At 67.4% G+C, this 23,725-nt stretch carries 21 protein-coding genes; 11 read left to right on the top strand and 10 right to left on the bottom strand.

The annotated features are described in order from the left end of the window. Positions 1-71 precede the first annotated feature (71 nt). From HF203_RS10535 to HF203_RS10525, 3 genes are all read left to right on the top strand, one after another. A complete protein-coding gene (locus HF203_RS10535) occupies positions 72-542 on the top strand; it encodes a peroxiredoxin (protein ID WP_168669432.1) in 471 nt (156 codons plus the stop codon). Positions 543-752: 210 nt separating this feature from the next. Further along, a complete protein-coding gene (locus HF203_RS10530; protein WP_168669430.1) occupies positions 753-2,171 on the top strand; it encodes a PhoH family protein in 1,419 nt (472 codons plus the stop codon). A 76-nt stretch (positions 2,172-2,247) separates the two neighbouring features. Then, positions 2,248-2,670: a DsrE family protein gene (locus HF203_RS10525; protein WP_168669428.1), complete on the top strand. Its 423-nt coding sequence runs from the start codon at positions 2,248-2,250 to the stop codon at positions 2,668-2,670. A gap of 49 nt (positions 2,671-2,719) precedes the next feature. Here HF203_RS10525 and HF203_RS10520 read toward each other — a convergent pair whose 3' ends face one another. Beyond that, complete coding sequence (locus HF203_RS10520) at positions 2,720-3,733, bottom strand: class 1 fructose-bisphosphatase (RefSeq protein ID WP_168669426.1); 1,014 nt, start codon at positions 3,731-3,733, stop codon at positions 2,720-2,722. Positions 3,734-4,104: 371 nt separating this feature from the next. Here HF203_RS10520 and HF203_RS10515 point away from each other — a divergent pair, with 371 nt between their 5' ends. From HF203_RS10515 to HF203_RS10485, 7 genes are all read left to right on the top strand, one after another. Next, positions 4,105-4,692, top strand: coding sequence for a GspH/FimT family pseudopilin (locus HF203_RS10515; protein WP_168669424.1), 588 nt, complete (start codon positions 4,105-4,107; stop codon positions 4,690-4,692). Next, the gene (pilV, locus tag HF203_RS10510) at positions 4,692-5,135 is read left to right on the top strand and encodes a type IV pilus modification protein PilV (protein WP_210424733.1); all 444 of its coding nucleotides are present in this window, start codon (positions 4,692-4,694) and stop codon (positions 5,133-5,135) included. The genes HF203_RS10515 and pilV overlap by 1 nt, the downstream gene beginning before the upstream one ends. Then, positions 5,132-6,217 carry a PilW family protein gene (locus HF203_RS10505; RefSeq protein ID WP_168669569.1) on the top strand — a complete coding sequence of 362 codons (1,086 nt, stop codon included), beginning with the start codon at positions 5,132-5,134 and terminating at the stop codon, positions 6,215-6,217. The genes pilV and HF203_RS10505 overlap by 4 nt, the downstream gene beginning before the upstream one ends. 10 nt (positions 6,218-6,227) lie before the next feature. Further along, on the top strand, positions 6,228-6,770 hold the full coding sequence (locus HF203_RS10500; protein ID WP_168669420.1) for a pilus assembly PilX family protein: 543 nt from the start codon (positions 6,228-6,230) through the stop codon (positions 6,768-6,770). A 13-nt stretch (positions 6,771-6,783) separates the two neighbouring features. Continuing rightward, a complete protein-coding gene (locus HF203_RS10495; protein WP_168669418.1) occupies positions 6,784-9,975 on the top strand; it encodes a pilus assembly protein in 3,192 nt (1,063 codons plus the stop codon). A gap of 14 nt (positions 9,976-9,989) precedes the next feature. After that, positions 9,990-10,430, top strand: coding sequence for a type IV pilin protein (locus HF203_RS10490; RefSeq protein ID WP_168669416.1), 441 nt, complete (start codon positions 9,990-9,992; stop codon positions 10,428-10,430). A gap of 211 nt (positions 10,431-10,641) precedes the next feature. Beyond that, on the top strand, positions 10,642-13,389 hold the full coding sequence (locus tag HF203_RS10485) for an EAL domain-containing protein (RefSeq protein ID WP_168669414.1): 2,748 nt from the start codon (positions 10,642-10,644) through the stop codon (positions 13,387-13,389). Position 13,390: 1 nt separating this feature from the next. Here the strand turns inward: HF203_RS10485 and HF203_RS10480 are convergent, their stop codons facing one another. Together HF203_RS10480 and HF203_RS10475 are read right to left on the bottom strand one after the other, a co-directional pair. Next, positions 13,391-15,526, bottom strand: coding sequence for a methyltransferase domain-containing protein (locus HF203_RS10480; protein WP_168669412.1), 2,136 nt, complete (start codon positions 15,524-15,526; stop codon positions 13,391-13,393). Continuing rightward, positions 15,523-16,074, bottom strand: coding sequence for a gamma carbonic anhydrase family protein (locus tag HF203_RS10475; RefSeq protein ID WP_168669410.1), 552 nt, complete (start codon positions 16,072-16,074; stop codon positions 15,523-15,525). Before HF203_RS10475 ends, HF203_RS10480 begins: the two co-directional genes overlap by 4 nt. Positions 16,075-16,230: 156 nt before the next feature. On the opposite strand from HF203_RS10475, the gene HF203_RS10470 reads away from it, so the two are divergent. Continuing rightward, the gene (locus tag HF203_RS10470; protein ID WP_168669408.1) at positions 16,231-17,451 is read left to right on the top strand and encodes a YfiM family lipoprotein; all 1,221 of its coding nucleotides are present in this window, start codon (positions 16,231-16,233) and stop codon (positions 17,449-17,451) included. Here HF203_RS10470 and radA read toward each other — a convergent pair whose 3' ends face one another. The 7 genes from radA to HF203_RS10435 form a co-directional block, all read right to left on the bottom strand. Continuing rightward, the gene (gene radA, locus HF203_RS10465) at positions 17,452-18,825 is read right to left on the bottom strand and encodes a DNA repair protein RadA (protein ID WP_168669406.1); all 1,374 of its coding nucleotides are present in this window, start codon (positions 18,823-18,825) and stop codon (positions 17,452-17,454) included. It abuts the gene before it with no gap. Between the two features lie 20 nt (positions 18,826-18,845). Continuing rightward, positions 18,846-20,255 (bottom strand): replicative DNA helicase, encoded by a 1,410-nt coding sequence (gene dnaB / locus HF203_RS10460; RefSeq protein ID WP_168669404.1) that lies wholly within the window; start codon positions 20,253-20,255, stop codon positions 18,846-18,848. A gap of 267 nt (positions 20,256-20,522) precedes the next feature. Continuing rightward, complete coding sequence (gene rplI, locus HF203_RS10455; RefSeq protein ID WP_168669402.1) at positions 20,523-20,972, bottom strand: 50S ribosomal protein L9; 450 nt, start codon at positions 20,970-20,972, stop codon at positions 20,523-20,525. 51 nt (positions 20,973-21,023) lie between these two features. Beyond that, positions 21,024-21,932 (bottom strand): DUF2232 domain-containing protein, encoded by a 909-nt coding sequence (locus tag HF203_RS10450; protein WP_168669399.1) that lies wholly within the window; start codon positions 21,930-21,932, stop codon positions 21,024-21,026. 62 nt (positions 21,933-21,994) lie between these two features. Continuing rightward, entirely contained in the window at positions 21,995-22,219 is a 225-nt protein-coding gene (gene rpsR / locus HF203_RS10445) for a 30S ribosomal protein S18 (RefSeq protein WP_168669397.1), read from the bottom strand. Between the two features lie 22 nt (positions 22,220-22,241). Then, the gene (gene rpsF / locus HF203_RS10440; RefSeq protein ID WP_168669395.1) at positions 22,242-22,598 is read right to left on the bottom strand and encodes a 30S ribosomal protein S6; all 357 of its coding nucleotides are present in this window, start codon (positions 22,596-22,598) and stop codon (positions 22,242-22,244) included. A gap of 422 nt (positions 22,599-23,020) precedes the next feature. After that, positions 23,021-23,719 carry a J domain-containing protein gene (locus HF203_RS10435; protein ID WP_168669393.1) on the bottom strand — a complete coding sequence of 233 codons (699 nt, stop codon included), beginning with the start codon at positions 23,717-23,719 and terminating at the stop codon, positions 23,021-23,023. Positions 23,720-23,725: the final 6 nt, after the last annotated feature.

Genomic DNA, 23,725 nt, shown 5'->3' with positions numbered 1-23,725 from the left:
ACGAGCGCTTCCAATCCCACGCCGGCGACCACACATCGACCGGTGTACCATCGGAACAGGGAGCAAGCTGTATGAGTATTGCCATCGGCGATCCGGTCCCAGACCTCGCACTGTCGGCCACCAATGATCAAGAGATCCGGTTGACGGATTATTGCGGGCGCAACCTGGTGCTCTATTTCTACCCCAAGGCGAGCACCCCGGGCTGCACCCAGGAGGGGCTGGACTTTGCCGCCGCCGAGGCCGCCTTCAACGCGGCCAACACCACCATCCTCGGCGTCTCGCGCGATGGGCTGCGTGCCCAGCAGAACTTCAAGACCAAGCAATCCTTCCCCTTCGAGCTGATCGCCGACACCGACGAGCAGCTCTGTCGTGCCTTCGACGTGATCAAGCCCAAGACGCTCTACGGTCGTGAGAGCCTCGGCATCGAGCGCAGTACCTTCCTCATCGACGCCACCGGCACCCTGGTGCGGGAGTGGCGTCAGGTGAAGGTCAAGGGCCACGTCGACGAGGTGCTGGAGGCCGTTCGCGGCCTGGCCCAATAACTCGACGAGGGCGTATCAGCACATCATGTCCGCTCACGCCCACCACCCGCCCCTTTCTTTCCCCCGCCAGACGGACCTCCAGGGAACCGCCAGGCGCGTCCCCGATCGGCCGCGCCCGGTCCCCGGGTCCGGCACGCGGGCGTCCGCAACGGCGCGACCGACGCCTCGCTGCGCGCCAGGCCCCGCCCCAACCGCTCCCTGCAGAATGTCATGATCAAACGCGAAAACGACACCACCTGCCTGTTCGTCCTCGACACCAACGTGCTGATGCACGATCCGACCGCGCTCTTCCGCTTCCAGGAGCATGACCTGTTCCTGCCAATGGTGGTGCTCGAAGAGCTCGACCGCGGCAAGAAGGGCATGTCCGAGGTCGCGCGCAACGTGCGTCAGGTCAGCCGCTTCCTCGACCAGCTGATGGCCGGGGCGGACAAGGCCGAGATCGACGCCGGACTGGCGATCGGCCCACTCGCCGACAACGGGGGAGGGCTCGAGGCGGCCAGCGGCCGGCTCTACTTCCAGACCACCGCCTTCGAGATCGACCTGCCCGAGGCCCTCCCCGGCACCGTCGCCGACAATCAGATCCTCGGCATCGCCCAGGTGCTCAGCCGCGAGCGCCCAGACCGCCAGGTGATCGTGGTCTCCAAGGACATCAACCTGCGTATCAAGGCGGCGGTGCTCGGTATCACCGCCGAGGACTACAGCAACGACCGCGTTCTCGACGACGCCGAGCTACTCTACAGCGGTCACGACGAGCTGCCCGCCGACTTCTGGGAGCGACACGAGAAGTCGCTCGATGCCTGGCAGGAAGAGGGGCGCACCTTCTACCGCGTCTCCGGGCCCGACATCGCCGACTGGTACCCGGCGCAGTGTCTCTCGCTCGAGCAGGACGACGGCTTCGAGGCAATCGTGCGCGAGAAGCGCTCGGCGACCGAGGCGGTCATCGAGCTGGTCGAGGACCATCGGGTGGCGCGTCACAACGTCTGGGGCATCACCGCGCGCAACCGCGAGCAGAACTTCGCGCTCAACATGTTGCTCGACCCCGACCTCGACTTCGTCACCCTGCTCGGTACCGCCGGCACCGGTAAGACGCTGCTGGCGCTCGCCGCCGGGCTGGCGCAGGTGCTCGACCAGAACCGTTATCGCGAGATCATCATGACCCGAGTGACGGTGCCGGTGGGCGAGGACATCGGCTTCCTACCCGGCACCGAGGAGGAGAAGATGACGCCCTGGATGGGCGCGCTGATGGACAACCTCGAGGTACTCACCCGCCCCGAGGGCGGCGGCGACTGGGGGCGCGAGGCGACCAACGACCTGCTGCGCAACCGCATCCGCATCAGCTCACTGAACTTCATGCGCGGGCGCACCTTCCTCGACAAGTACATCATCCTCGACGAGGCGCAGAACCTCACCGCCAAACAGATGAAGACCCTGATCACCCGCGCCGGCCCCGGCACCAAGGTGGTCTGCCTCGGCAACATCTCGCAGATCGACACCCCCTACTTGACCGAGACCACCTCGGGCCTGACCTACGTGGTGGATCGCTTCAAGCACTGGGAGCATGGCGGTCACATCACCCTGATGCGCGGCGAGCGCTCGCGCCTGGCCGACTTCGCCTCACAGACATTGTGAGCCCAACGGGCGGACCCCTCGGGTCCGTCCCTCCCGGTGCCCGCCGTCACCACGCCCGCACCGGGAGGAGCCCACCATGCACGCCACCCGTCTCACCTTCGCGCTGCTGTCCGCGTCCATCGCCACCGGCACGCTGGCCGAGGAGGCACCACTCGATGTCGTCTATCACGTCTCCGAGACCGACAAGGTCGCCTTCGTGCTCAACAACATGCAGAACCATATCGACGGTGTCGGCGGCCCCGACCAGGTCAACCTGGTGCTGGTCGCCCACGGACCGGCGATCCGCGCCCTCGACGAGATCGAGACCACCGACCGCATCCGCGACGCGATCGAGAGGCTGCGCGCGCAGGGCGTCGCCCTGGAGATCTGCGGCAATACCCTTGAGGGCTACGGCTATGGACTGGAGGATCTGGTGCAGGGCTTCAGCATCGTCGAGCAGGGTGGAGTGACCCGGATCGCCGAGTTGCAATCACGCGGCTATGTCTATCTGCGACCCTGAGCGACGACGGCCCCCGCCCGATCGGGCGAGGGCCGTCGTCAGCTATCAGCTATCGCTGATGGTAGCCCTCGATGCGCTCGATCTCGTTGCGTGAGCCGAGGATCACCGGCACCCGCTGGTGCAGCGCCTCGGGCTGCAGCGACATGATCCGTTCGCGTCCGGTGATCGCCGCGCCGCCGGCCTGCTCGACGATGAAGGCCATCGGGTTGGCCTCGTAGAGCAGACGCAGCTTGCCGCCCTGCCCCTTGGCGCGGATCTTCTCGTCCATCGGGTACATGAACACCCCACCACGGGTGAGGATGCGGTGCACCTCGGCGACCATCGAGGCGATCCAGCGCATGTTGAAGTCCTCGCCGCGCACCCCCTCACGCCCGGCCAGGCACTCGTCGACATAGCGCCGCACCGGCGGCTCCCAGAAGCGCATGTTGGAGGCGTTGATGGCGAACTCGCGGGTATCGGCGGGGATCGTCATCCCGGGGTGGGTGAGGATGAACTCACCGATGTTCTGGTCGAGGGTGAAGCCGTTGACCCCGTTACCGGTGGTCAACACCATCATCGTCGAGGGACCGTAGAGGGCGTAGCCAGCGGCGACCTGTTCGGTGCCGGGCTGGAGGAAGTCCTGCTCGGTCGGCTCGACGACGTCATCGGCGCAGCGCAGGATCGAGAAGATGGTACCGACCGAGACGTTGACGTCGGTGTTGGAGGACCCATCGAGCGGATCGAAGGTGAGCAAGTACTTGCCGCGCGGATAGCGCGCCGGAATCGGATAGATCTCCTCCATCTCCTCCGAGGCCATCGCCGCGAGGTGCCCGGCCCACTCGTTGGAGCGGATGAAGATGTCATTGGAGAGGACATCGAGCTTCTTCTGGGTCTCGCCCTGCACATTCTCCTGCCCGGCGCTACCCAGCACCCCGACCAGCGCACCGTGGTTGACCAGGTTACTGATGACCTTACAGGCGGTGACCACATCGTTGAGCAGCCCGCTGAAGTCGCCCGTGGCCCCGGCGACGTGACGCTGCTCCTCGATGATGTACTGGGTGATAGTGGTGCGGTTGTTGTGCATGACTTGTCCTCGTCTCCGCGTACATAAGCGTTATCGAATGGACGGCCAGTATAGGGGGTCGCCCAACCCGCATGAAGGGTATCCCCGGCACCCTCACGCCCCGAGAAACCGTGACCATGCCAGCATCCCGAGTCCGAATCCGGTTATCGGGGTCTTCCAGGTCGGTCTGTTCACCCCCATTGACTGAACTAGACTCCCCCTGACGGACAGGACGCCTGTCTGCCTCCCCCGCACGGACCCGCTATTGTCACCGCAGGGACTGCACTTCGCCCCGGGTGTGCATCTGGAACGGGCCGGATGCGGGACACTCGCCCGATGTCAGGTCGAGCGGCCCGTCGCCATCGCGCCGCAACCATGAGCGACCCACTGACATGCGCATCGCCCCCGTGCCAGCCATACGACTGCACCGCTGCTCGCGTCCCTACCGGCGCCCGGGCGGCTTCACCCTCATCGAGCTGCTGATGACCGTCGCCATCTCGGCGGTGGTGCTGATGCTCGGCGTCCCCTCCTTCACCAGCGTGATCCGCAACATGCAGATCTCGACCCATACCAATGATGTCCTCGCCGCCCTCCATCTCGCCCGCAGCGAGGCGATCAAGCGCGGCGAGCGGGTGGTGGTGTGCAAGAGCGCCGACGGCGCGAGCTGTACCACCAGCGACGGCTTCGAGCAGGGGTGGATCGTCTTCGTCGACGCCGACGACGACGCCACCGTCGATACCGATGAGACGGTGATCGCCGTCCACGACGGCTTCGCCGGCCAGGAAACCCTAGCGGGCAACACCCATGTAGCCACCTATGTCTCCTACGTCTCCGATGGCACCACCCAGCTGATCGGCGGCGGCTTCCAGGCCGGCACCCTGAGCTTCAGCCTCTGCAGCACCAAGGGTGAGCGCAACACCATCGTCATCAGCAAGACCGGCCGCGCGCGCGTTAAGAAGGTGACGAGTTCATGCAACTGATGACGCCCCTCCTCCGCCAACGCGGCTTCAGCCTGATCGAGAGCCTGGTCGCCATGGTGGTGCTGGCCATCGGGTTGCTCGGCATGGCCGAGTTGCAGAGCACGGCGATGCAGCTCAACAGCAGCGCCTATCAGCGCACCCAAGCAACCAACCTCGCCTACGACATCATCGATCGGATGCGCGCCAACCGTCAGGCGGCCTTGGCCGGCGCCTACGACGACCAGGGCCTCGCGACCGACCCCCAGTGCCCAACGGCCACCCCCGCCAGTGGTGACCTGGCCACCCGCGACATCCAGCACTGGCGCGCCGCGCTCGCCTGCACCCTGCCGCGTGGCACCGGCAGCATCGTGCGCAACGACGACAGCTTCACCGTCACCGTGCAGTGGGACGACAGCCGTGGCGAGGACCCCGCTCAGCAATTCACGATGACGAGCAGCCTATGAGCACGCCCCCCCGACAACGCGGTCTCTCACTCGTCGAGCTGATGATCGGCATGCTGATCGGGCTCTTCCTGATCGGCGGCATGGTCCAGCTGCTCGGTGCCAACCGGCAGGTCTACCGCTATCAAGAGGCGCTCTCACGCATCCAGGAGCATGCGCGTTTCGCACTCGAGACCCTGGGTTACGAGATCCGCATGGCCGGCTACACCGGCTGCCCGATCCGCAACGAGATCGCCAACGTCATCAATGGCGCGGGCACCACCTGGTGGCTGGACTTCAACACCGGCTCGGTGAGGGGCTATGACGGCAGCCAACACTTTCCCGGTCGGGCCATCGGCACCAACACCGGCGATCGGGTCGCGGGCACCGACGCGGCGACCTTCATCCACGGCGGCGGCGACAGCTACACGGTGGCCACCCACAACCCGACCGCGGCCGAGTTCAAGCTCAACACCACCCACGACCTCGACGACGGCAGCATCGTCCTGGTCTGCGACGCCACCCAAACCTCGATCCTGCAGCTCACCAACGTCAACAGCAGCAACGTCACCATCGTCCACAACACCGGTACCGCGACCCCCGGCAACTGCACCAAGGGGCTCGGCTCGCCGGTCGAGTGCACCGCCAACGGCACCCCCTACACCTTCGGCCCGGACTCCAGCATGGTCGACTTCGTCCCCACCGCCTTCTACATCGGGGTCAGCACCTCGGGTACCGGACGCTCGCTCTACCGCATCCGTTCGCAGGTGAGCGCGGCGACCACCTCGGTGGCGGTCGAAGAGCTGATCGAGGGGGTCGAGGACATGCAAATCTTCTACGGCATCGACGCCGACGGCGACCGTGTCGTCGACCCCGACTATGTCGATGCCAGCGCAATCACCGACTGGGAGCAGGTATTGAGCGTACGGCTCGAACTGTTGTTCGTCAGCCTCGAGGACCAGCTCAATATCGAGCCACAGTGGATCGCCTTCCCCAGCGCCGACACCGGGCGCGCCAACTTGATCGGAGACGGCTTCACCGCCGCTGATCGACGCCTCTACCAGGCCTTCGGGACGACCCTGGGGCTGCGCAACCGCCTTCCCTGAGACACACGCGATGACCATGACCGCGCCCTCCAGCTCACCGCCGTCACGCTTCCAAGGGGGCGTGGCCCTGATCGTCTCCCTCGTCTTCCTGCTGGTGATGACCCTGGCTGGAGTGACGGCGATGCGGGTCACCAGCCTGGAGGAGACCATGGCCAGCAACAGCCATCAGCGCACCCTCGCCTTCCAGGGTGCCGAGGCCTGTCTGCGCGAGGCCGAAGGCTTTCTCCAGGCCGCCACGCTGCCGCAGTTCGATGGCTCCACCACGGGTCTGATCCAGGCGGTCTCACCGGATCAGGAGGTCGGCCGGTTCTGGGTCGATGACTATTGCTGGGACGGCAGCAACGGCTGTGGGACCGCGGCGTCCAGAGGCTGCGCCGCCATCAGCGACCTCATCGAGCCCGCCCGCTATGTCATCGAGGAACTGGCCCCAGGCTCGGAGACCAGCGTCAAGTTCGGTCCATTGCCCGACATCCGCTATTACCGGGTCACCACGCGCAGCCTCGGCGGCACCAGCAATGCGCGCGTGGTCCTGCAAATCGTCTATCAACGCTAGGGAGGTCCTGGCCATGCGCCCCCCAACCCACGGCCCTCGACTGCCACTCATCGTCCTGACCTGCACCCTGGCGCTCGGCGCAAACAGCGTCCAGGCGGCGATCGCCTCCTATCCACTGTTCCTGGCGCTATCGGCCCACGCCAACATCCTGGTGGTGCTCGACAACTCCAACAGCATGGACGAGACCCCGAACGGTTCGGCCATCGGCAGCGACTCGCCACAGAGCAAGTCGGAGATCGCGCGCGAGGTCATCCGACACCTCATCACCAACTACACCGATGCGGTCAACATGGGGCTAATGGCCTACCAGCAGTCGAGCACCAGCGCCTGGTACCTGCACAACTCGCCCTACGACGTCAGCTACTACTGGGGCAACTACGACGACGCCTTCGACGGCCCCCGCGACTCGACCACCAAGCGCTTTCGCATCGCCAACCCGACCGACCCCGGCAACTTCATCTATTACAACGTCGCCCTGCCCTTCTATGCCGGCAGTAACACGGGCAACGCCTTCTGCTACAACGCCGACGCCGGCTTCCCGACGCTTCCCAGCGGCGGCAACAATCGCTATACCTGCTATCGCAGCAAGACCGGCCATAGTGTTGCCGCCGATGACCCGGACACCCTGTCGACAAGCGGCTACAGCGACAGATTCTTCGACTCCGTACTCGACCCCACCGATAGCGATCTGGCACAGGGCATTTCGAGCTTCGGCAAGCGCCTCGCCTGGTCCTATGTCGGCCGCACTTGGTATGCCAACACCTCCCCGGGGCGGGGCTATTTACATGTCCCAATCGACAAGCTCGATCGCACTCATGCCGACACCCTCAAGGCCAAGCTCGCCTGCAACATCCCCAATGCCTCATCCCCCTGCAGCAGTAGCGGCATCCGCAACGCCGGCCTGACCCCGATCGAGGGCACTCTGCTCACTGCCCACGACTACTTCGCCGGCCGCTGGAACAACAGCAGTGAAGGCTACACCTCCAGTGTCTACCCACTCCCCGAGTCCTGCGGGCGCGACTTCGTCATCCTGGTCAGCGACGGCCTGCCCTCGACCGCCGCCGACGGCACCAACCTCAGCGATCCGGCCGCCGCCATCGCCGAGGCGGCGGCTGCCGCCGAGGCCTTGCTCGACATCGGCATCAAGACCTATGTCGTCGGCTTCGCCCTACCCTATGGCGCCGCCCCCGAGACCCTCGACACCATCGCCGAGAGCGGCGGCACCAACCAGGCCTATCGCGCCACCGACGCCGGCAGCCTCACCGAGGCGCTGGAGACCATCTTCGCGGCCGCCGCCGAATCGGCCACCGCCGCAACCATTGCCACCAACTCGACCCGACTCAACACCGGCACCCTGATCTTCCAGGCTAAGTTCGACACCACCGACTGGACCGGACGCCTGCTCGCCTACAAGGTCGCCGAGGACGGCACCATCACCGACAGCGACCAGGACGGCATCCTCGAGGACGAGGCACTGTGGAGCACCACCGAGAGCGGCAAGATCCCCGGCCCATCGAGCCGCGCGATCTACAGCCTGATCGCGGGCGAGCGCGTAGCGCTGAAATGGAGCAGCCTGAACAATACCCAGCAGGAAACGCTGGTATCTTTCGGACTCGGCGAGAACATGCTCGCTTGGGTCCGCGGCGAGGACATTTTTCGTGAGCGCAGCACCCCCCTCGGCGACATCATCAATTCCAACCCGCTCTATGTCGGTCGCATGAACTTCGGTTATGAGCAGGTCACCTGCGGCGATCCCGACCCCGAGACCGGCAGCGACACCTATACCCCCTTTCGCATCGCCGCCGACGCCCGCACCAAGATGCTCTATGTCGGCGCCAACGACGGCATGCTGCACGCCTTCGAGGCCGAGACCGGGATCGAGCGCTTCGCGGTGGTCCCGGAGTCGCTGCTGCCAAGGCTCAATGCCCTCTCCGACCCCAGCTACACCCACAGATACCTGATGGACGGCTCACCCCAGGCCGCTGATGTCTGCATCGACGGCAGCTGGAGACGCGTACTGGTGGCCTCGACCGGCGCCGGGGGTCGTACCCTGCTGGCACTCGACATCACCGACCCCGACACCTTCACCGAGGCCGATATCCTCTGGGAGTACACCGGCGCCGAACTCGGCTATCCCATCAACCAGTTCATCCAACCGACGATTGGCCGTCTGGCCAGCGGCGACTGGGTCATCGTTGCCGGTAACGGTTACGAGAGTGACGGCGAGCGTGCCCAATTGTTGGTGATCGATATCGCCGACGGCACCCTGCTCGCCAACATCGATACCGGGGTCGGCGACAGCACCAACCCCAACGGGCTCGCCGGCCCCGTCCTGCTCGCCGATGAAACCCGCCTCATCACCACCGCCTATGCCGGTGATCAACAAGGCAACCTGTGGAAGTTCGACCTCTCGGCCAGCAACGCCAAGGGCTGGGCGGTCGCCTTCAAGCAGGGCAAGCCCCTGTTTCGGGCCACCGGCCCCTCGGGGACCCCGCAGCCCATCACCAGCCCGCCCGAGATCGCAGAACACCCCAACGGGGGGCTCATGATCCTGTTCGGCACCGGCCAGTATCACGAGGTCGGCGACAACGCCACCCTCGATGTCCAGAGCCTTTACGGGATCTGGGATCACGGCCCCTCCGATCTCGATCGCGACGACCTGCTCGAACAGCGCATCCTCGCCGAGCCCGCCCGCAACGGTCTCACCTGGCGCGTGGTCTCCAACAACGAACCGGACTGGACCAGCAACAATCCGGACCAGGGCTGGCGCCTGGACCTGCTCCCCCCCACCAACACCGCCCTGGGCGAACGCGTGGTCAGCGGCCTGCTACTGCGCCACGGCCGCGCCATCTTCACGACCCTGGTGCCCTCCGACCGACCCTGCGACGCCGGCGGGACCAGCTGGCTCATGGAACTCGATCTGCTGACCGGCGGCCGACTCGACGAATCGGTATTCGACGTCAACGGCGATGAACACTTCGATCAACACGACGAGGTCGCCGCCAGCAATGCCTTTGCGATCACCGAGGCCACCGTCGCCGTCTCCGGGCGAGGGTCCGAGGTCGGCATCACCGACACCCCGTCGGTGATCTCCGCCGGCGAGATCGAGTACAAGCACGCCGGCGGTTCGACCGGCGACCTCGCCGTGATCCGCGAGAAGGGCGACCTGTTCAGCGGTCGCCAGTCCTGGCGTCAACTCAGATAACCGAGGCATCGACGATGCGCACCAGAAGACCCGACTCCAGCGGCTTCTCCCTGATCGAGCTGCTGATCGCGGTGGCGATCGTCGGCATCCTCGCCGCGATCGCCTACCCCTCCTATCAGGACAGCGTCCGCAAGTCACGGCGCGCCGATGCGCGTGCCGTGCTACTCGAAGGTACCCAGTGGATGCAGCGCTTCTATACCGAGAACTATCGCTATGATCGGAACAAGGCGGGCAGCGCGGTTGCCGACCTGTTCCCGACGAGCCTCGAGCACGCCCCCCAGGATGGCAACGTCCGGTACTACACCATCGCCCTGACCACCACCCGAGACACCTTCTCCCTGACCGCAACACCGACGACCAGCGGCGGACAGCACAAAGACCGCTGCGGCGACCTCAGCATCAACCAGACCGGGGCCAAGGACGCCACGGGCGGTAGTGTCGAGCAGTGTTGGTGAGGCCACAGACCACCACACACGAGGGCAGACCCGAGGGGCGGAACCCAAAACCCGTTGGCGAAAACCGGCACGGATGTACACGAATCCGGACCCGAACTCTTATAATGACTGGGAATGACATCTTTACGGAAACGTAAACTTACGCAGCAGGACGCCCGCGTAGCCCTGCCTGCTCCCACGTACCCGACCCCTTGGCGGCACATCGAATCCCATGTCTCTGCTCTCAGCCATCCCGATGGGGGCGCTCCTGTTGGACCAGGGCCTGCGCATCATCGAAGTCAATCGCCCGTTGCTCGACCTGCTCGGCCGGACACCCCAGTCACTCCCCGGCACGGCCTTCGGCGAGCTACTCGCCCCAACCAGCCATGCCCGGCTCGCCGAACTCGATCCCGACGCCCCACCACGCCACCTCCGCGCCGCACTGATCACGGCCAGCGGCCCACTCGACGCGGCCCTGACCCTCTCGCCCTGTCAGGACCAGCAATCGCGCTGGTTGGTGATGGTCACCGAGACCTCGACCGTGCCCTCGCACCACCCCGTCGAAGAGGCCCAGGCCTTCGCCCGGGTCGCTAACTGGCAGCTCGAGGTCGCGACCGGACAGGTCCAGGTCACCCGCACCTGGTACGACATCTGGGGGTTGGCCCCGACCGAGACGCTGATGCTCGAGGACACGCTCAGACGTATCCACCCCGACGACCGCCCGCGGGTCGAGCAGGCACTCGAACAGGCGGCCGAATCGCACGCCCCGATCCAGGTCAGATTTCGGGTGCAGCGCCCCGATGGCAACGAGTGTTGGATCGAGGGCACCGGACACATCGACCCATGCGCCAGCGCACAGGCCCCCCAGGTCTGCGGGGTGGTGATGGACATCACCGAGCGCTACCGCGCCGAGCAGGCGCTGGCGCACTATGGCGAGATCGTCTCGGCCGCCTCCGAACGCCTCGCCTTCGTCGATACCGAACAGCGCGTTCGCGCCGCCAACCGCGCCTTTCTCAACGCCATCGAGCGCGACTACAACGCGGTCATCGACCAGCCGCTGGTGCAAGTGATCATCGACGCCGACCTCAGCGTCCTCCTGCAGCGGGCGCTGCAGTGCTGCTTCGAGGACCGTCATGAATACATCGAGGACCTGCGGCGCCCCGGTCCCGAGGGCGAACCGCGCGACCTCGAGATCCGCGTCACCCCGCATCACGACGACGACGGGCGTCTCGTCGGCGCGGTGATCAACGTCCGCGACGTCACCCTGGTACGCGAGGCCGAGCGCCGTCTGCTGCAATCGGCGGCGGTCTACGCCGCCACCTCCGAGGGGGTGCTGATCACCGACCCCGAGGGCTGCATCGTCGCCGTCAACGCCGCCTTCAGCCGTATCACCGGCTACACCGAGTCCGAGGTCGTCGGCCGCAACCCCAACCTGCTCAACTCGCACTGGCACCCGCGCAGCTTCTTCGTCGGCATGTGGCGCCACCTGCTCAAGCACGGCTCCTGGATCGGCGAGATCTGGAACCGCCGCAAGGACGGCGAGATCTATCTACAGCGACTGGCCATCCACCGCATCGTCGACGCCCGCGGCAACCTGCTCAACTATGTCGGCGTCTTCGCCGAGCACAGCGCTACCCTCGACACCCCACGTCGTGCCGAGTATCTGGCCCACTACGACCAGCTCACCAAGCTACCCAACCGGCTACTGTTCCACTCCCGGCTGGAGCATGCCATCGAGCTGCGCCAACGCAAACAGACCCCCCTGGCGCTGTTCCTGATCGACCTCGACCACTTTGCCAATATCAATACCCATCTCGGACCGCAGATCGGCGACGAGCTGCTGCGCTCGGTCGCGCTGCGACTGCGTAGTGAGATCCGCCCGGCCGACACCCTCGCCCGTCTCAGCGCCAACCAGTTCGGTCTGATCTTCGAGGAGATCCCCGGGGTCCCGGAGGCGGAGTCGATCGCCCAGCGCCTACAGCGCACCCTCGCCAGCCCCTTCAACATCCGCGAGCACGAGGTCTTCGTCACCGCCAGCATCGGCATCGCCTTCGACCCCAGCAGCGGGCGCGACCGCGACCTGCTGCTGGCCAAGGCTGAGTCGGCGTTACGCAGCATCAAGCAGGCGGGGCGCAACGCCTACCGCTGTCTCGCAATCCAGAGCGATGCCGCCGAGGCGGAGCGCCAACGCATCATCGGCCAGCTTCGCGCCGGCCTCGAACGCGGCGAGTTCCAACTCCACTACCAACCGCGCGTCGACATCGAGACCGGACAGTGGTTCGGCATCGAGGCGATGGTGCGCTGGAACCAACCCCAGCTCGGTCTGGTCGCCCCGGAACGCTTCCTGCCCCTGACCGATGACGGCGGCTTCTTGGTCGAACTCGGGCACTGGACACTCAACCGGGCCTGTGAGCAGTTCCGCCACTGGCACGATCGCGGCCTACCGGTCGGACGCCTGGCGCTGAACGTCTCCGAGGCGCTGCTGTTACGCCTCGATCTGGCCCGCACCATCGCCCGCGCACTCGACAGCCACGGACTCGTCGGCGAACAACTCGAACTCGAATTCAGCGAGGGGCTGTTGCTCAAGCACAGCGAGCAGGTCGTCGACCTGTTCAACACCCTGCACCAGCTCGGCGTGCACCTGACCCTACGCGACGTCGGGGCCGGTTGGATCGCGCCCTCGCTATTGCGCCGCCTGCCGGTTGGCACCCTGAAGATCCATCGAGGTTTCATCGAGAATCTGCCCGGCGCCCAAGAGGATCTCGACGTGGTGCACGCGGTCGTCGCCCTGGCCCAATCGTTCGAGATCGGGCTACTCGCCGATGGCGTACGCACCGAGGAACAGCGAGACATGCTGCTCACCATCGGCTGCCCGCACGCGCAGGGCGAACTTTATGCGCCGCCGCTCGCCATCGAGCAACTCGAGCACCGCCTCACCCGCCGGCCCGAACCCCAACCGCCCAAGCCGCGCGAGAGCTGAGTCAACCGCCCACACGCACCCAGAGACGATACATCCCGGCGAACATCAGCGGATCGGCCCGCTCGAAGGCATCGAGCCGCGTCAGATCGGCCACCACCGGATCCTCTGGAAAACGGGCGCGATAGCGCGCGCGCCGGGCAGGATCAAGCTCGACGCCGAGCAGCTCCAACCCGGCGGCGGCGAGCAGATCAACCAACCCGGCGGGCGTGAAGCAATGCTCCTGGACGTGGAACAGCAGGTCGCGACACCCGCTCATCGAGTGGAAATCCGGCGAATCGAGCAACGGACGCAGCACCTCATCGCTGCCAGCGGCATCGATCACACGCTGACGGGCCCAGCGGATGCGCGCCGGCCCGTCACCGGCCTCGGCATCACCGAACCGCACCCGCGCCCGCCGTACCGCCTCGCGCGCGCGCTGACTATAGAGCCCGAGCAACAGCACCCCACCGGGTCGCAAGCACTCGACGAGCGCCCGCGCGCCGGCAACCGGATCATCGAGATGGTGCAGTACCCCCACCGCCTCGATCAGATCGAAGCGCCGTCCGAGCCTCGGGAGTGCCAGCAGATCGGCCTGCGCATACCGCACCGCGACACCAAGGGCCTCGCTGCGCGCGCGGGCATGGCAGAGGCTGCGTAGCGACAGATCGACCGCCACTACCCGCGCCTCGCGCAACCGGCGTGCCGTGGCGATCGCGTGCTCGCCGGTACCGCAGCCGGCGACCAGCACCTCGGGACGCTCGGGACAGACCACGCCCTCCAGCTCGACACCGGGCAGGCGCTGGCGCAGCAGCGCCGGCAGGTCGGGCGCCGGCGTCAGCACCGGCTCGCTCACCCGCCAGCGCGGATAGGGATTGCGCTCGTACTGTGCGCGTACCCGCCGGCTCACCACGTCCTCGGTCAGCGCCCAGCGCTCGATGTGTTCGAGCTGGCGCCGCTCGGCCAGGGGCTCGACGAGCTGGCGCTCGAGCAGGGGACGCAACTCCTCCGGCCACTCCCGCTCGAGCAACCGTTCGGCAAAGGGGATGGAGCCGAGCGGCAGATAGGCGGCCACCGCCGCCACCCGCTCGGCGACGACGGGCGCGCGCCAGCGTAGCGCCTCGGCCAGCTCCGCGCGCAGCGCCGCGACCCGCGCGGCCTCGTCATCGGTCTGGTCGTGGACGAACTCGGCAAGCTCGCACTGCTGCGCGATCGCCACCAACAGCGCCAGCCCGGCGGCGTCGAGTCGTCCCTGCTCGACCTCGATGAGCAACGCCCGGCGCAGCAGGGTCAGCAACCGCTCGAGCCCGACATCGCCAAGGATCACCCGTGGCAGCAGCGCCATCATCAATGCGTCGGCGAGCAGGGCCGCAACCACCGGAGCACCGCCGAGCGCTGCCAGGGTCGGCGCCCCCGGCCAGTGCGCGGCGACACGCGCGAGCGCCGCGGCGATGACCGGCTCGGCGTGCAGCAGCGCACAACTGGGTACAAGCAGCCGCTGCGGCATGCACCAACACTCATCCAGCGCCCGTACCAACAGGCCGCGCAACGCCGGGGACGACGCGTCGGGACGCAGCGTCTCGACACTGCGCACCCAGTTGGCGCGCGCTTGCACCAGCTCGGGATCGAGCGCTAGCGCCCGTTCCAGCAAGGGGCGCGCGACAGCGGTGCGACCGAGCGCGAGCAACGCACCGGCCTGGTTGTTGAGCGCCGCCGCCGAATCGGGTGCCAGCGCCACGGCCCGACCCAGTGGCACGAGCGCCGCCTCGGTCCGGCCCAGCGCCTGCAGCGCGGCGCCGAGATTACCGAGCACCATGGGGTCTGCCGGGCGCAGCGCCCGAGCGCGCTCGAGCACCTCGAGGGCGCGCCCGGGCTCGCCCAGGTCGAGCAGCGCGCGGCCCAGGGTATTGCGACACTCGGGATCGTCCCCAGAAAGCGCCAGCGCCCGCTCCAGCGCAGCCACCGCCGCGCGCGGACGCCCCTCGGCGAGCAACACCGAGCCGAGCGCCTTCCAGCCGAAGGCCGCGCCCGGACGGGTCGCAGTGAGGCGTCGCGCCAGGGTTGCGGCGCGTGACAGATCACCACCGCGGAAGGCATCGACCAGGGCCGCCTGCGTACTCGCATCGCGCAACGCCGCCGGACGTCGTGTGCGCCGGCTCATTCGTCGACCTCGATCAAGGCGGCGCGATGGCGTGCGGCGAGCGCGACATAGTGCTCGGCCGAGTAATCGATCTGCGCCCGCTCGCGCTCGCTCAGCAGACGCACCGGACGCGCCGGCGCGCCCAGCCACAGCTGACCGCCGGCGAGTTCCTGCCCCGGGGTGACCAGGGCGCCGGCGCCGAGCAGGGTGTAGGGGTGGATCAGGGCGCCGTCGAGCACCCGTGCACCGCTGCCGATCAGACAGCACTCGCGGATCTCGCAACCGTGGAGCAACGCCTGATGACCGACGGTGACCCGCTCACCGATCAGCAGCGGCGCACCGCCCGGGCGGAAGGGCCCGTCGTGCGAGACGTGCAGCACGCAGCCGTCCTGGATGTTGCTGGCGGCGCCGATCTCGATGCGCTCGACATCGCCACGCACCACGCACCCCGGCCACACCGAGGCCGTGGCGGCGAGTCGTACCGCACCGATCAACACCGCGCTGGGATCGACCCAAGCGCCCGGGTCGATCTCCGGACGACGCCCCTCGAACGCACGGATCGGACACATCCTCACCTCCTCATCGTGGTGGCGGCAATCGCCCCGACAGGACGAACGACAGGGTTCGAGCATGACCGTGCCGGGCGGCTCGTGCAAGCAACGGGCTTGGCCCCACGCCGCACAGCCGCTACCCTGCCGGCCATGCGCCGCACAGGAATCCGCATCATGCATCTCATCGTCAAGGGACTCGGCTGGCTGGTCCTGTTGATCGTACTCGGTCTCGCCGGACTGGCACTCAAGGTCGCGCTCGACGGCCAGGCCGTGGTCCCGGAGCGCGCACCGCTCAGCACCGCCGATCACGCCTGGGCCGAGGACTGGCTGCACCGTAACCGCCCGCGCGATCGACTCGCCGGCATGCCGACCAGGGTCGCACTCAGCGCCGCGGAGGCCGAGCGGGTGGCCAATCACCTGATCGCCCGGGTCGGCGCCGAGGGCCGCGCTGCGGTACGACTCGGCGACGGACGGCTCGACCTGCAGGGCTCGATCGCCCTACCCTGGGGCGGCCCGGAGCGCTATCTCAATCTCGAACTCGGCCTGGTCGAGACCGACGGGGCGCTGCCCGAGGTCGCTCGCGCCCGCATCGCCGGGGTACCGCTGCCCACCGCACTCGTCGAGGGGTTGGCCGAGCGCACCCTCGCCGCCCTCGGACAGAGCCAGATGGTGCAGCGCACCCGGCTCGGTCCAGAGCGCATCAGCCTGATCTATACCTGGCAGACCGACGGGCTCGAGCGCCTGGCCAGCGGACTGATCGCCGAGACCGACCGCGCCGCCATGCTCACTGCCCAACGTCGACTCGGCGCCCACCTCGCCCAGCCTGGTGCGGCCACCGACCTTGCCGGCCTGCTCTCCACCCTCCTCGGCGCACCGAGCCAGGCCCCGCTCGCCGACAACCGCGCCGCGCTGTTGTTGCTCGCGCTCTATGTCAACGGCCAGCAGCTCCACGACCCCGAGGGCGCGCGGCTGCCACAGCGCACCGTGACCCTGCGCAAGCGTGAGGACCTCGCCCAGCACTTCACCGCCTCGGCGGCACTCGCGCTCGAGGGCGGCGACCTGCTCTCGACCCTGGTCGGCTGGTACAAGGAGCACAGCGACAGCGACGGCGGCAGCGGCTTCAGCTTCATCGACCTCGCCGCCAATCGCGCCGGGATCCGCTTCGCCGGGCTCGCCACCGCCACTCCGGCGCAAGCACGCTGGGTGCGCGAGCGGGCCCGCGCCGGGCTGGTCGAGGACGATTTCATGCCGCGCATCGCGGGGCTGCCGGAGGGGATGAACAAGACCGAGTTCGCCGCCCGTTTCGGCGACACCGAGGACCCGCGCTACCGACGCATCGCCGAGCACATCGAGCGCCGTCTCGACGCCCGACCGATCCATCGCGACGCGCCCTGATCAGAGCGCGTCGAGCGCCTCGCCGAGGGTGCGCACGGCGACGATCTCCAGGCCCTCGACACCCCCCTTGGGGACATTGCCCGCCGGGGCGATGACCCGGCGAAGCCCATGCTTGGCCGCCTCACGCAACCGATCGGGACCGTTGGGCACCGGGCGCACCTCGCCCGAGAGCCCGACCTCGCCGAACACCGCCAGCTCCAGCGGCAGCGGGCGATCACGATAGCTCGACAGCACCGCCATCAGCACCGGCAGGTCGGCAGCGGTCTCGCCGATCCGCACCCCGCCGACGACGTTGACGAAGACGTCCTGATTGAACATGCCGATGCCGCCGTGACGATGCAGCACCGCCAGCAGCATCGACAGGCGGTTCTGATCGAGCCCCAGCGCCACCCGGCGCGGGTTGGCCAGCGAGCTCTCGTCGACCAGCGCCTGGACCTCGACCAGCAACGGCCGGGTGCCCTCGCGGGTGACCATCACCAAGCTGCCGGGGGTCGGCTCGTCGTGACGCGAGAGGAAGATCGCCGAGGGGTTCTTGACCTCGCGCAGCCCCTGGTCGCCCATCAGGAAGACGCCGAGTTCGTTGACCGCGCCGAAGCGGTTCTTGATCGAGCGCACCAGACGGAAGGCGCCGCCCGACTCGCCCTCGAAATAGAGCACGGTGTCGACCATGTGTTCGAGCACCCGGGGACCGGCGAGTGCGCCCTCCTTGGTGACATGACCGACGAGGAAGACCACGGTGTCGCGCTGCTTGGCGAAGCGCACCAGCTGCGCGGCCGACTCGCGCACCTGCGACACCGAGCCCGGCGCCGACTGCAGCTGCTCGGTGAACAGGGTCTGGATCGAGTCGACCACCATCACCCGCGGCTGCTCGGCGGCGGCGTGATAGAGGATGCGTTCGACACAGGTCTCGGGCAGCAGGCGGATGTCCTCGCCGGCGAGCCCGAGCCGGCGCGCGCGCAGACTGATCTGTTGCGGCGACTCCTCGCCGCTGACATAGAGCACCCGGCGGCTACTGGCGAGCGCCGCGCAGGCCTGCAGCAGCAGGGTCGACTTGCCGATGCCGGGATCACCTCCGAGCAGGATCACCGAACCGCTGACCAGCCCACCGCCGAGCACCCGGTCGAGTTCACCGATACCACAAGCGGTGCGGGCGCGCTCCTCCGGGGCGACCTCGGCCAGGGTCTCGATCACGGCGCCGCCGGCGAGCCCGGCATAGCCGCCACCCCGTGCCGCCGCCGGACGCGCCGGCACGAGCTGCTCGTTGAGGCTGTTCCAGGCACCGCAGTCCGGACACTGCCCGGCCCACTTGGGCTGGCTCGCGCCGCACTCGCTGCATACATAGCTGGTCTTTGGCTTCTTCGGGGTGGTCGCCATCCGCGTTCAGTCTCCAGGGGTCAGCCGTCGTCGCCCTCGCCGTAGTAGCTGCCGATATAGTTCTCGAACTTGGTGTACTTGCCGAGGAAGGTCAGCCGGGTGGTGCCGATCGGGCCGTTACGCTGCTTACCGATGATGATCTCGGCGATACCCTTGTCGGGGGTGTCCTCGTGATAGACCTCGTCGCGATAGATGAACACGATGAGGTCGGCGTCTTGCTCGATGGCACCCGACTCACGCAGGTCGGACATCACCGGGCGCTTGTTGGGGCGCTGCTCGAGGCTGCGGTTGAGCTGCGAGAGCGCGATCACCGGGACATTGAGTTCCTTGGCCAGGGCCTTGAGCGAGCGCGAGATCGCCGAGATCTCGGTGGCACGGTTCTCACCCACCCCGGGCGCCTGCATCAGCTGCAGATAGTCGATCACGATCAGCGCCAGGTCGTCCTGTTCGCGCTTGAGCCGACGCGCGCGCGCGCGCACCTCGGTCGGCGACAGCGCCGGGGTGTCGTCGATGAACATCTTCGCCGAGGCAAGGATGTTGACCGCCGAGGTCAACCGCGGCCACTCGTCGTCCTCGAGCTTGCCGGTGCGCACCCGGTGCTGATCGATGCGCCCGAGCGAGGACATCATGCGCATCGCCAGCGAGTCGCCCGGCATCTCCATGCTGAACACCGCCACCGGGCGCTTCGACTGGATGGCGACGTGCTCGGCCATGTTCATCGCGAAGGTGGTCTTACCCATCGACGGACGCCCGGCGACGATTACCAGGTCCGAGGGCTGCAGCCCCGAGGTCATCTCATCGAAGTCGGTGAAACCGGTGGCCAGACCAGTGATCGGCTCATCTCGCTGATAGAGGGCATCGATGCGCTCGACGGCGAGGTTGAGCAGCGACTTGATCGGCTGGAAACCGCCACCGCCGCGCGACTGCTGCTCGGCGATCTCGAAGACCTGACGCTCGGCGTCGTCGAGCAGCTCGGTGACCGGACGGCCCTGGCTGTCGTAACCGCTGTCGGCGATCGCGGTGCCGGCGGCGATCATCTGGCGCAGCACCGAGGTGTCGCGCACGATCTGCGCATAGGCCTTGATGTTGGCCGCGCTCGGGGTCTCGTTGACCAGGGTGGTGAGATAGGACATCCCGCCGGCGGCATCGAGTTGCTCGGAGCGCTCCAAGGTCTCGGCGAGGGTGACGACGTCGAAGGGCTGGTCGGACTCGGCGAGTCGCTCGACCGACTGGAAGATCAGCCGGTGCTCGCGCCGATACAGATCACGCGCCGAGACAACGTCGGCGACGCGATCCCAGGCGGTGTTGTCGAGCATCAGACCACCGAGCAGCGACTGCTCGGCGTGGAGGTTGTGCGGCGGCACCCGCACCCGATCCATGCCGCCCTCGGCGGCGAGCGCGGCAAGCTCTGCGGTATCAGGGTCGAACATGAGGCCCCCGGTGGAAAGGATGACCGGCTCGGCGACGCTCGGGGTGGTCGGTCAGGGTCCGCTGGCGTGCCGTTCGAGCGGGGTTCGGACGCCCTGATTGTGGTGTCACGTACCCGACGTTGGCAAGCGTGGTCCGCGATGCTCGGACGTCGAGTGCAAGGGGCACGAGCAGGAAACGACAGCGCAGCGGCGCAGAGACAACACAGGGGCGCAAAGCGCCCCTGTATCCACGCACAGGCCCCGGTGAGGGCGGGGCGAGCGGCGGACTCAGTCTTCCGGGACGACGTCGACCATGATGGTGGTATCGACATCGGCGTGCAGGTGCACCGCGACCTCGTACTCACCGGTGGCGCGGAAGGCGCCGTTAGGCAGACGCACCTCGGACTTGTCGAGCGCGATACCGGCGGCAGTGACCGCCTCGGCGATGTCGGCGGTACCGACCGAGCCGAACAGACGACCCTCGTCACCAGCCTTGCGAGCGACGGTCACGCGCATCTCCTCGAGTTCGGCCTTGCGCGCCTCGGCAGCGGCGAGCTGCTCGGCGGCAAGACGCTCGAGCTCGGCGCGACGCTCCTCGAAGGCCTCCAGATTCTCGGCGGTCGCGACCACCGCAAAGCCGCGCGGCACCAGATAGTTACGACCGTAGCCCGGACGCACATTGACCTTGTCTCCGAGCGAGCCAAGACCACCAACGTTCTTCAGCAGGATGAGTTCCACGTGATATTTCCTCTTAAATCGTTCGTCGTCTGCATGCGATCCAGGTCGATCTCAACGCTGGGTCGGGGGCAAGCGCGCCGCCCGGGCACGGATATCGACCCAGACGTCGAGCAGGCCGAGACAGGCGATCACCACCGCCAGCTGGGGTAACAGCACCAGCAGCACATAGAGCAGTACCAGCCAGCCCGCGCCGCGACCACGCTGGGCGCGCAGCTGATGGACGACCGCCAGCCCCTGCAGCAACAACCCCACGCCGGCGACCAGCGCGAGATCGGCGAGCAACCCTGGACCACGCAACAGTGACCAGCCGGCGATCACCAGCAAGGCCAACAGCGCGAAGGGACGGTGCAACCGATAGGCCCTGAAGCCCTCGCCGAAACCGCCCGGGTTGTAGAGCTGCGCCTGCCACCAGCGGGCCAGGAACAAGGCGAGCACGACCTGGAAGGTCAGGGCCATGGCGAAGGCCCCGGTCATCCAGCGCGCCAGCTCACCGAACAGCGCCGCGTTCGCCATCGCGCCATCGGGTTGTGCCGCCAGCGCCGCCTCGCGCATCAGCTCGAGCAACCGCGTCCAGAAGGCAGCGGGATCGCCGATGACGGCATAGACCAGCACCAGCCCCAGCATCACCAGCAGGCTCGCGGCCTCGACCGTGAGCGCCAGCGAACGGCTGTAACGCAGCACCAGCGCCAACCCCCAGATCGGCACCCAGAACAGCAGCAGCACCCCCAGCACCAGCAGCGGGGCCCCGAACACGAGACCATAGAAGAGTCCCGCGCCAAGGGTCGCGATCAGTGCCACCAGGGCACCGCTACGCGCGCCGTTGCGCAAGGTCACCAGCCCCACGGCCGCTGCGGCGACGACCCCGAACAACGGGATCATCACCGAGAGCAGCGCCGAGGTGGCGGCCACCAGCGCGGCCTGCGAAGGGCCGCGCATGATGAAACTCGCCAGTGACTTCATCGCATCAGACCTGCGTCTGCGCCACCGCCGACCTCAGTCGCGCGGTGCCACAGCGCATCGGATCAATGACCGTCGGTGTAGGGCAGCAGGGCCAGGTAACGCGCACGCTTGACCGCCTGGGCGAGCTGGCGCTGGTACTTGGCCGAGGTGCCGGTGATACGGCTGGGCACGATCTTGCCGGACTCGCTGACATAGGCCTTCAGCATGTTGAGATCCTTGTAGTCGATCTCGGTGATGCCTTCAGCGGTGAACCGGCAGTAACGCTTGCGTCGAAAGAATCGGGACATGATGTTCTCCAGTGCCTAGTGATCAGTCGTCGCGCTTGTTGGAAGCGCCCTCGTCATCGCCCTCGGTCTTGGCCAGCGGCGAGGGTTCGGTGACGGCGTCATCGCGACGGATGATCATGTTGCGCAGCACTGCGTCGTTGAAACGGAAGGCGCTCTCGAGTTCGTCGATCGTGGCCTGATCGCACTCAACGTTCATCAGCACATAGTGTGCCTTGTGCACCTTGTTGATCGGGTAGGCCAGCGGACGACGCCCCCAGTCCTCGAGACGGTGGATCTGACCACCGCGCTTCTCGAGATTGGTCTTGTAACGCTCGACCATGCCGGGCACCTGCTCGCTCTGGCTCGGGTGCACCAGGAAAACCACTTCGTAGTGTCGCATCTTGGCTCCTTACGGATTGGACAGCCTCCCGCCGCGCAGACTCGGCGCCGAGACGGTGAGGCAAGGAGTATCTCCGAGGATTCGGAGAATCGATCATTGTACGCAAAATCAGGGGGCTTTGGAAACGAAAGATTGGGCCTCCAGCCTCCAGCCTCCAGCCTCCAGCGACCAGCGACCAGCGACCGGAAGACTGAACCGCCAAGGCGCGAAGGGCGCAAAGAAAAGCAGAGCCTCCAGCGATCAGCCTCCAGTCGCCAGTGGCTGTGCAACCTCGACAACAGCACGGTTTGCCGTCATCAACCGGTGCACACGTCCTTGGCCCAGCGCTTGAAGACAGGCGACCACCGGCGGCCGGTTGGTGACAACTTGACCCCCCTTTGCGTTCTTTGCGGCTTGGCGGTTAGTCTTCCGGTCGCTGGCCGCTACTCCTCGAGCAGTACCTGCTTGGCAGCGTTGATACGCGCGGCCAGGTAATCGGAGCCACCGCGGTCGGGGTGCAGGCGTTGCATCAGCCGGCGGTGGGCGGCACGGATCTCGTCCGGCCCCGCGTCCTCGCCGAGCCCGAGGATGGCACGCGCCTCGCTCGGGCTCGGTCGCCCCGAACCACCGCCACCACTGCCGTCGCTCGCCTCGCGCCAACCGCGAGCACGGGAGAGATAGGTCCCGAGCAGCCGCGCCGATTCCGCGTCGGACGCGCGATAGAACTCGAGCAGCCGCGCCAGCGCCTCGCGATCGAGCGCGCTCAGGCGCCGCCCGGCGAAGGGGCCGTCGAGCACCTGGCCGTCGAGCGCGCCACCACGGGCGTCGAGTTCGAGTTCGAGATAACGGCTACGCAACCGCGGCCCCTGACCAGCGCGTCCGCGTCCCAGGAAACGCTGCAACAACGGCAGCAGCTGCGCCAGATTGGCGATCCGCAACACCACCGGGACGGCGGCGCCGAGCGCGGCGAACAGCGGATTGAGCCGCCCGGTGGCCGCTGCCAGCACCAGCAGGCCAACCGCCCCCCACATCACCCAGCCACGCAGGGCGCGCGCGACCTCGGGCGCCGGGGTGCGCACGAACCAACGCCACACCCACCACAGCAGGACCAGCAGCGCGATCAGGACCAGCAGACGAGCCATGCATCC

This window comes from Marichromatium bheemlicum (assembly GCF_012276755.1).
Lineage (GTDB): Bacteria > Pseudomonadota > Gammaproteobacteria > Chromatiales > Chromatiaceae > Marichromatium > Marichromatium bheemlicum.
Note: the sequence above shows the minus strand (reverse complement) of the source record. Positions and strands in the feature narration are given on the sequence as shown.

Bases quoted from the DNA above. Each gene is read 5' to 3' on its own strand.
- dnaB (WP_168669404.1), bottom strand. From the start codon at position 20,255: ATGTTCGACCCTGATACCGCAGAGCTTGCCGCGCTCGCCGCCGAGGGC.
- HF203_RS10535 (WP_168669432.1), top strand. From the start codon at position 72: ATGAGTATTGCCATCGGCGATCCGGTCCCAGACCTCGCACTGTCGGCC.
- HF203_RS10520 (WP_168669426.1), bottom strand. From the start codon at position 3,733: ATGCACAACAACCGCACCACTATCACCCAGTACATCATCGAGGAGCAG.
- HF203_RS10435 (WP_168669393.1), bottom strand. From the start codon at position 23,719: ATGGCTCGTCTGCTGGTCCTGATCGCGCTGCTGGTCCTGCTGTGGTGG.
- HF203_RS10470 (WP_168669408.1), top strand. From the start codon at position 16,231: ATGCATCTCATCGTCAAGGGACTCGGCTGGCTGGTCCTGTTGATCGTA.
- HF203_RS10480 (WP_168669412.1), bottom strand. From the start codon at position 15,526: ATGAGCCGGCGCACACGACGTCCGGCGGCGTTGCGCGATGCGAGTACG.
- HF203_RS10450 (WP_168669399.1), bottom strand. From the start codon at position 21,932: ATGAAGTCACTGGCGAGTTTCATCATGCGCGGCCCTTCGCAGGCCGCG.
- pilV (WP_210424733.1), top strand. From the start codon at position 4,692: ATGACGCCCCTCCTCCGCCAACGCGGCTTCAGCCTGATCGAGAGCCTG.
- HF203_RS10475 (WP_168669410.1), bottom strand. From the start codon at position 16,074: ATGTGTCCGATCCGTGCGTTCGAGGGGCGTCGTCCGGAGATCGACCCG.
- HF203_RS10515 (WP_168669424.1), top strand. From the start codon at position 4,105: ATGCGCATCGCCCCCGTGCCAGCCATACGACTGCACCGCTGCTCGCGT.
- HF203_RS10505 (WP_168669569.1), top strand. From the start codon at position 5,132: ATGAGCACGCCCCCCCGACAACGCGGTCTCTCACTCGTCGAGCTGATG.
- rpsR (WP_168669397.1), bottom strand. From the start codon at position 22,219: ATGTCCCGATTCTTTCGACGCAAGCGTTACTGCCGGTTCACCGCTGAA.
- HF203_RS10525 (WP_168669428.1), top strand. From the start codon at position 2,248: ATGCACGCCACCCGTCTCACCTTCGCGCTGCTGTCCGCGTCCATCGCC.
- HF203_RS10495 (WP_168669418.1), top strand. From the start codon at position 6,784: ATGCGCCCCCCAACCCACGGCCCTCGACTGCCACTCATCGTCCTGACC.
- radA (WP_168669406.1), bottom strand. From the start codon at position 18,825: ATGGCGACCACCCCGAAGAAGCCAAAGACCAGCTATGTATGCAGCGAG.
- HF203_RS10485 (WP_168669414.1), top strand. From the start codon at position 10,642: ATGTCTCTGCTCTCAGCCATCCCGATGGGGGCGCTCCTGTTGGACCAG.
- HF203_RS10490 (WP_168669416.1), top strand. From the start codon at position 9,990: ATGCGCACCAGAAGACCCGACTCCAGCGGCTTCTCCCTGATCGAGCTG.
- HF203_RS10530 (WP_168669430.1), top strand. From the start codon at position 753: ATGATCAAACGCGAAAACGACACCACCTGCCTGTTCGTCCTCGACACC.
- HF203_RS10500 (WP_168669420.1), top strand. From the start codon at position 6,228: ATGACCATGACCGCGCCCTCCAGCTCACCGCCGTCACGCTTCCAAGGG.
- rpsF (WP_168669395.1), bottom strand. From the start codon at position 22,598: ATGCGACACTACGAAGTGGTTTTCCTGGTGCACCCGAGCCAGAGCGAG.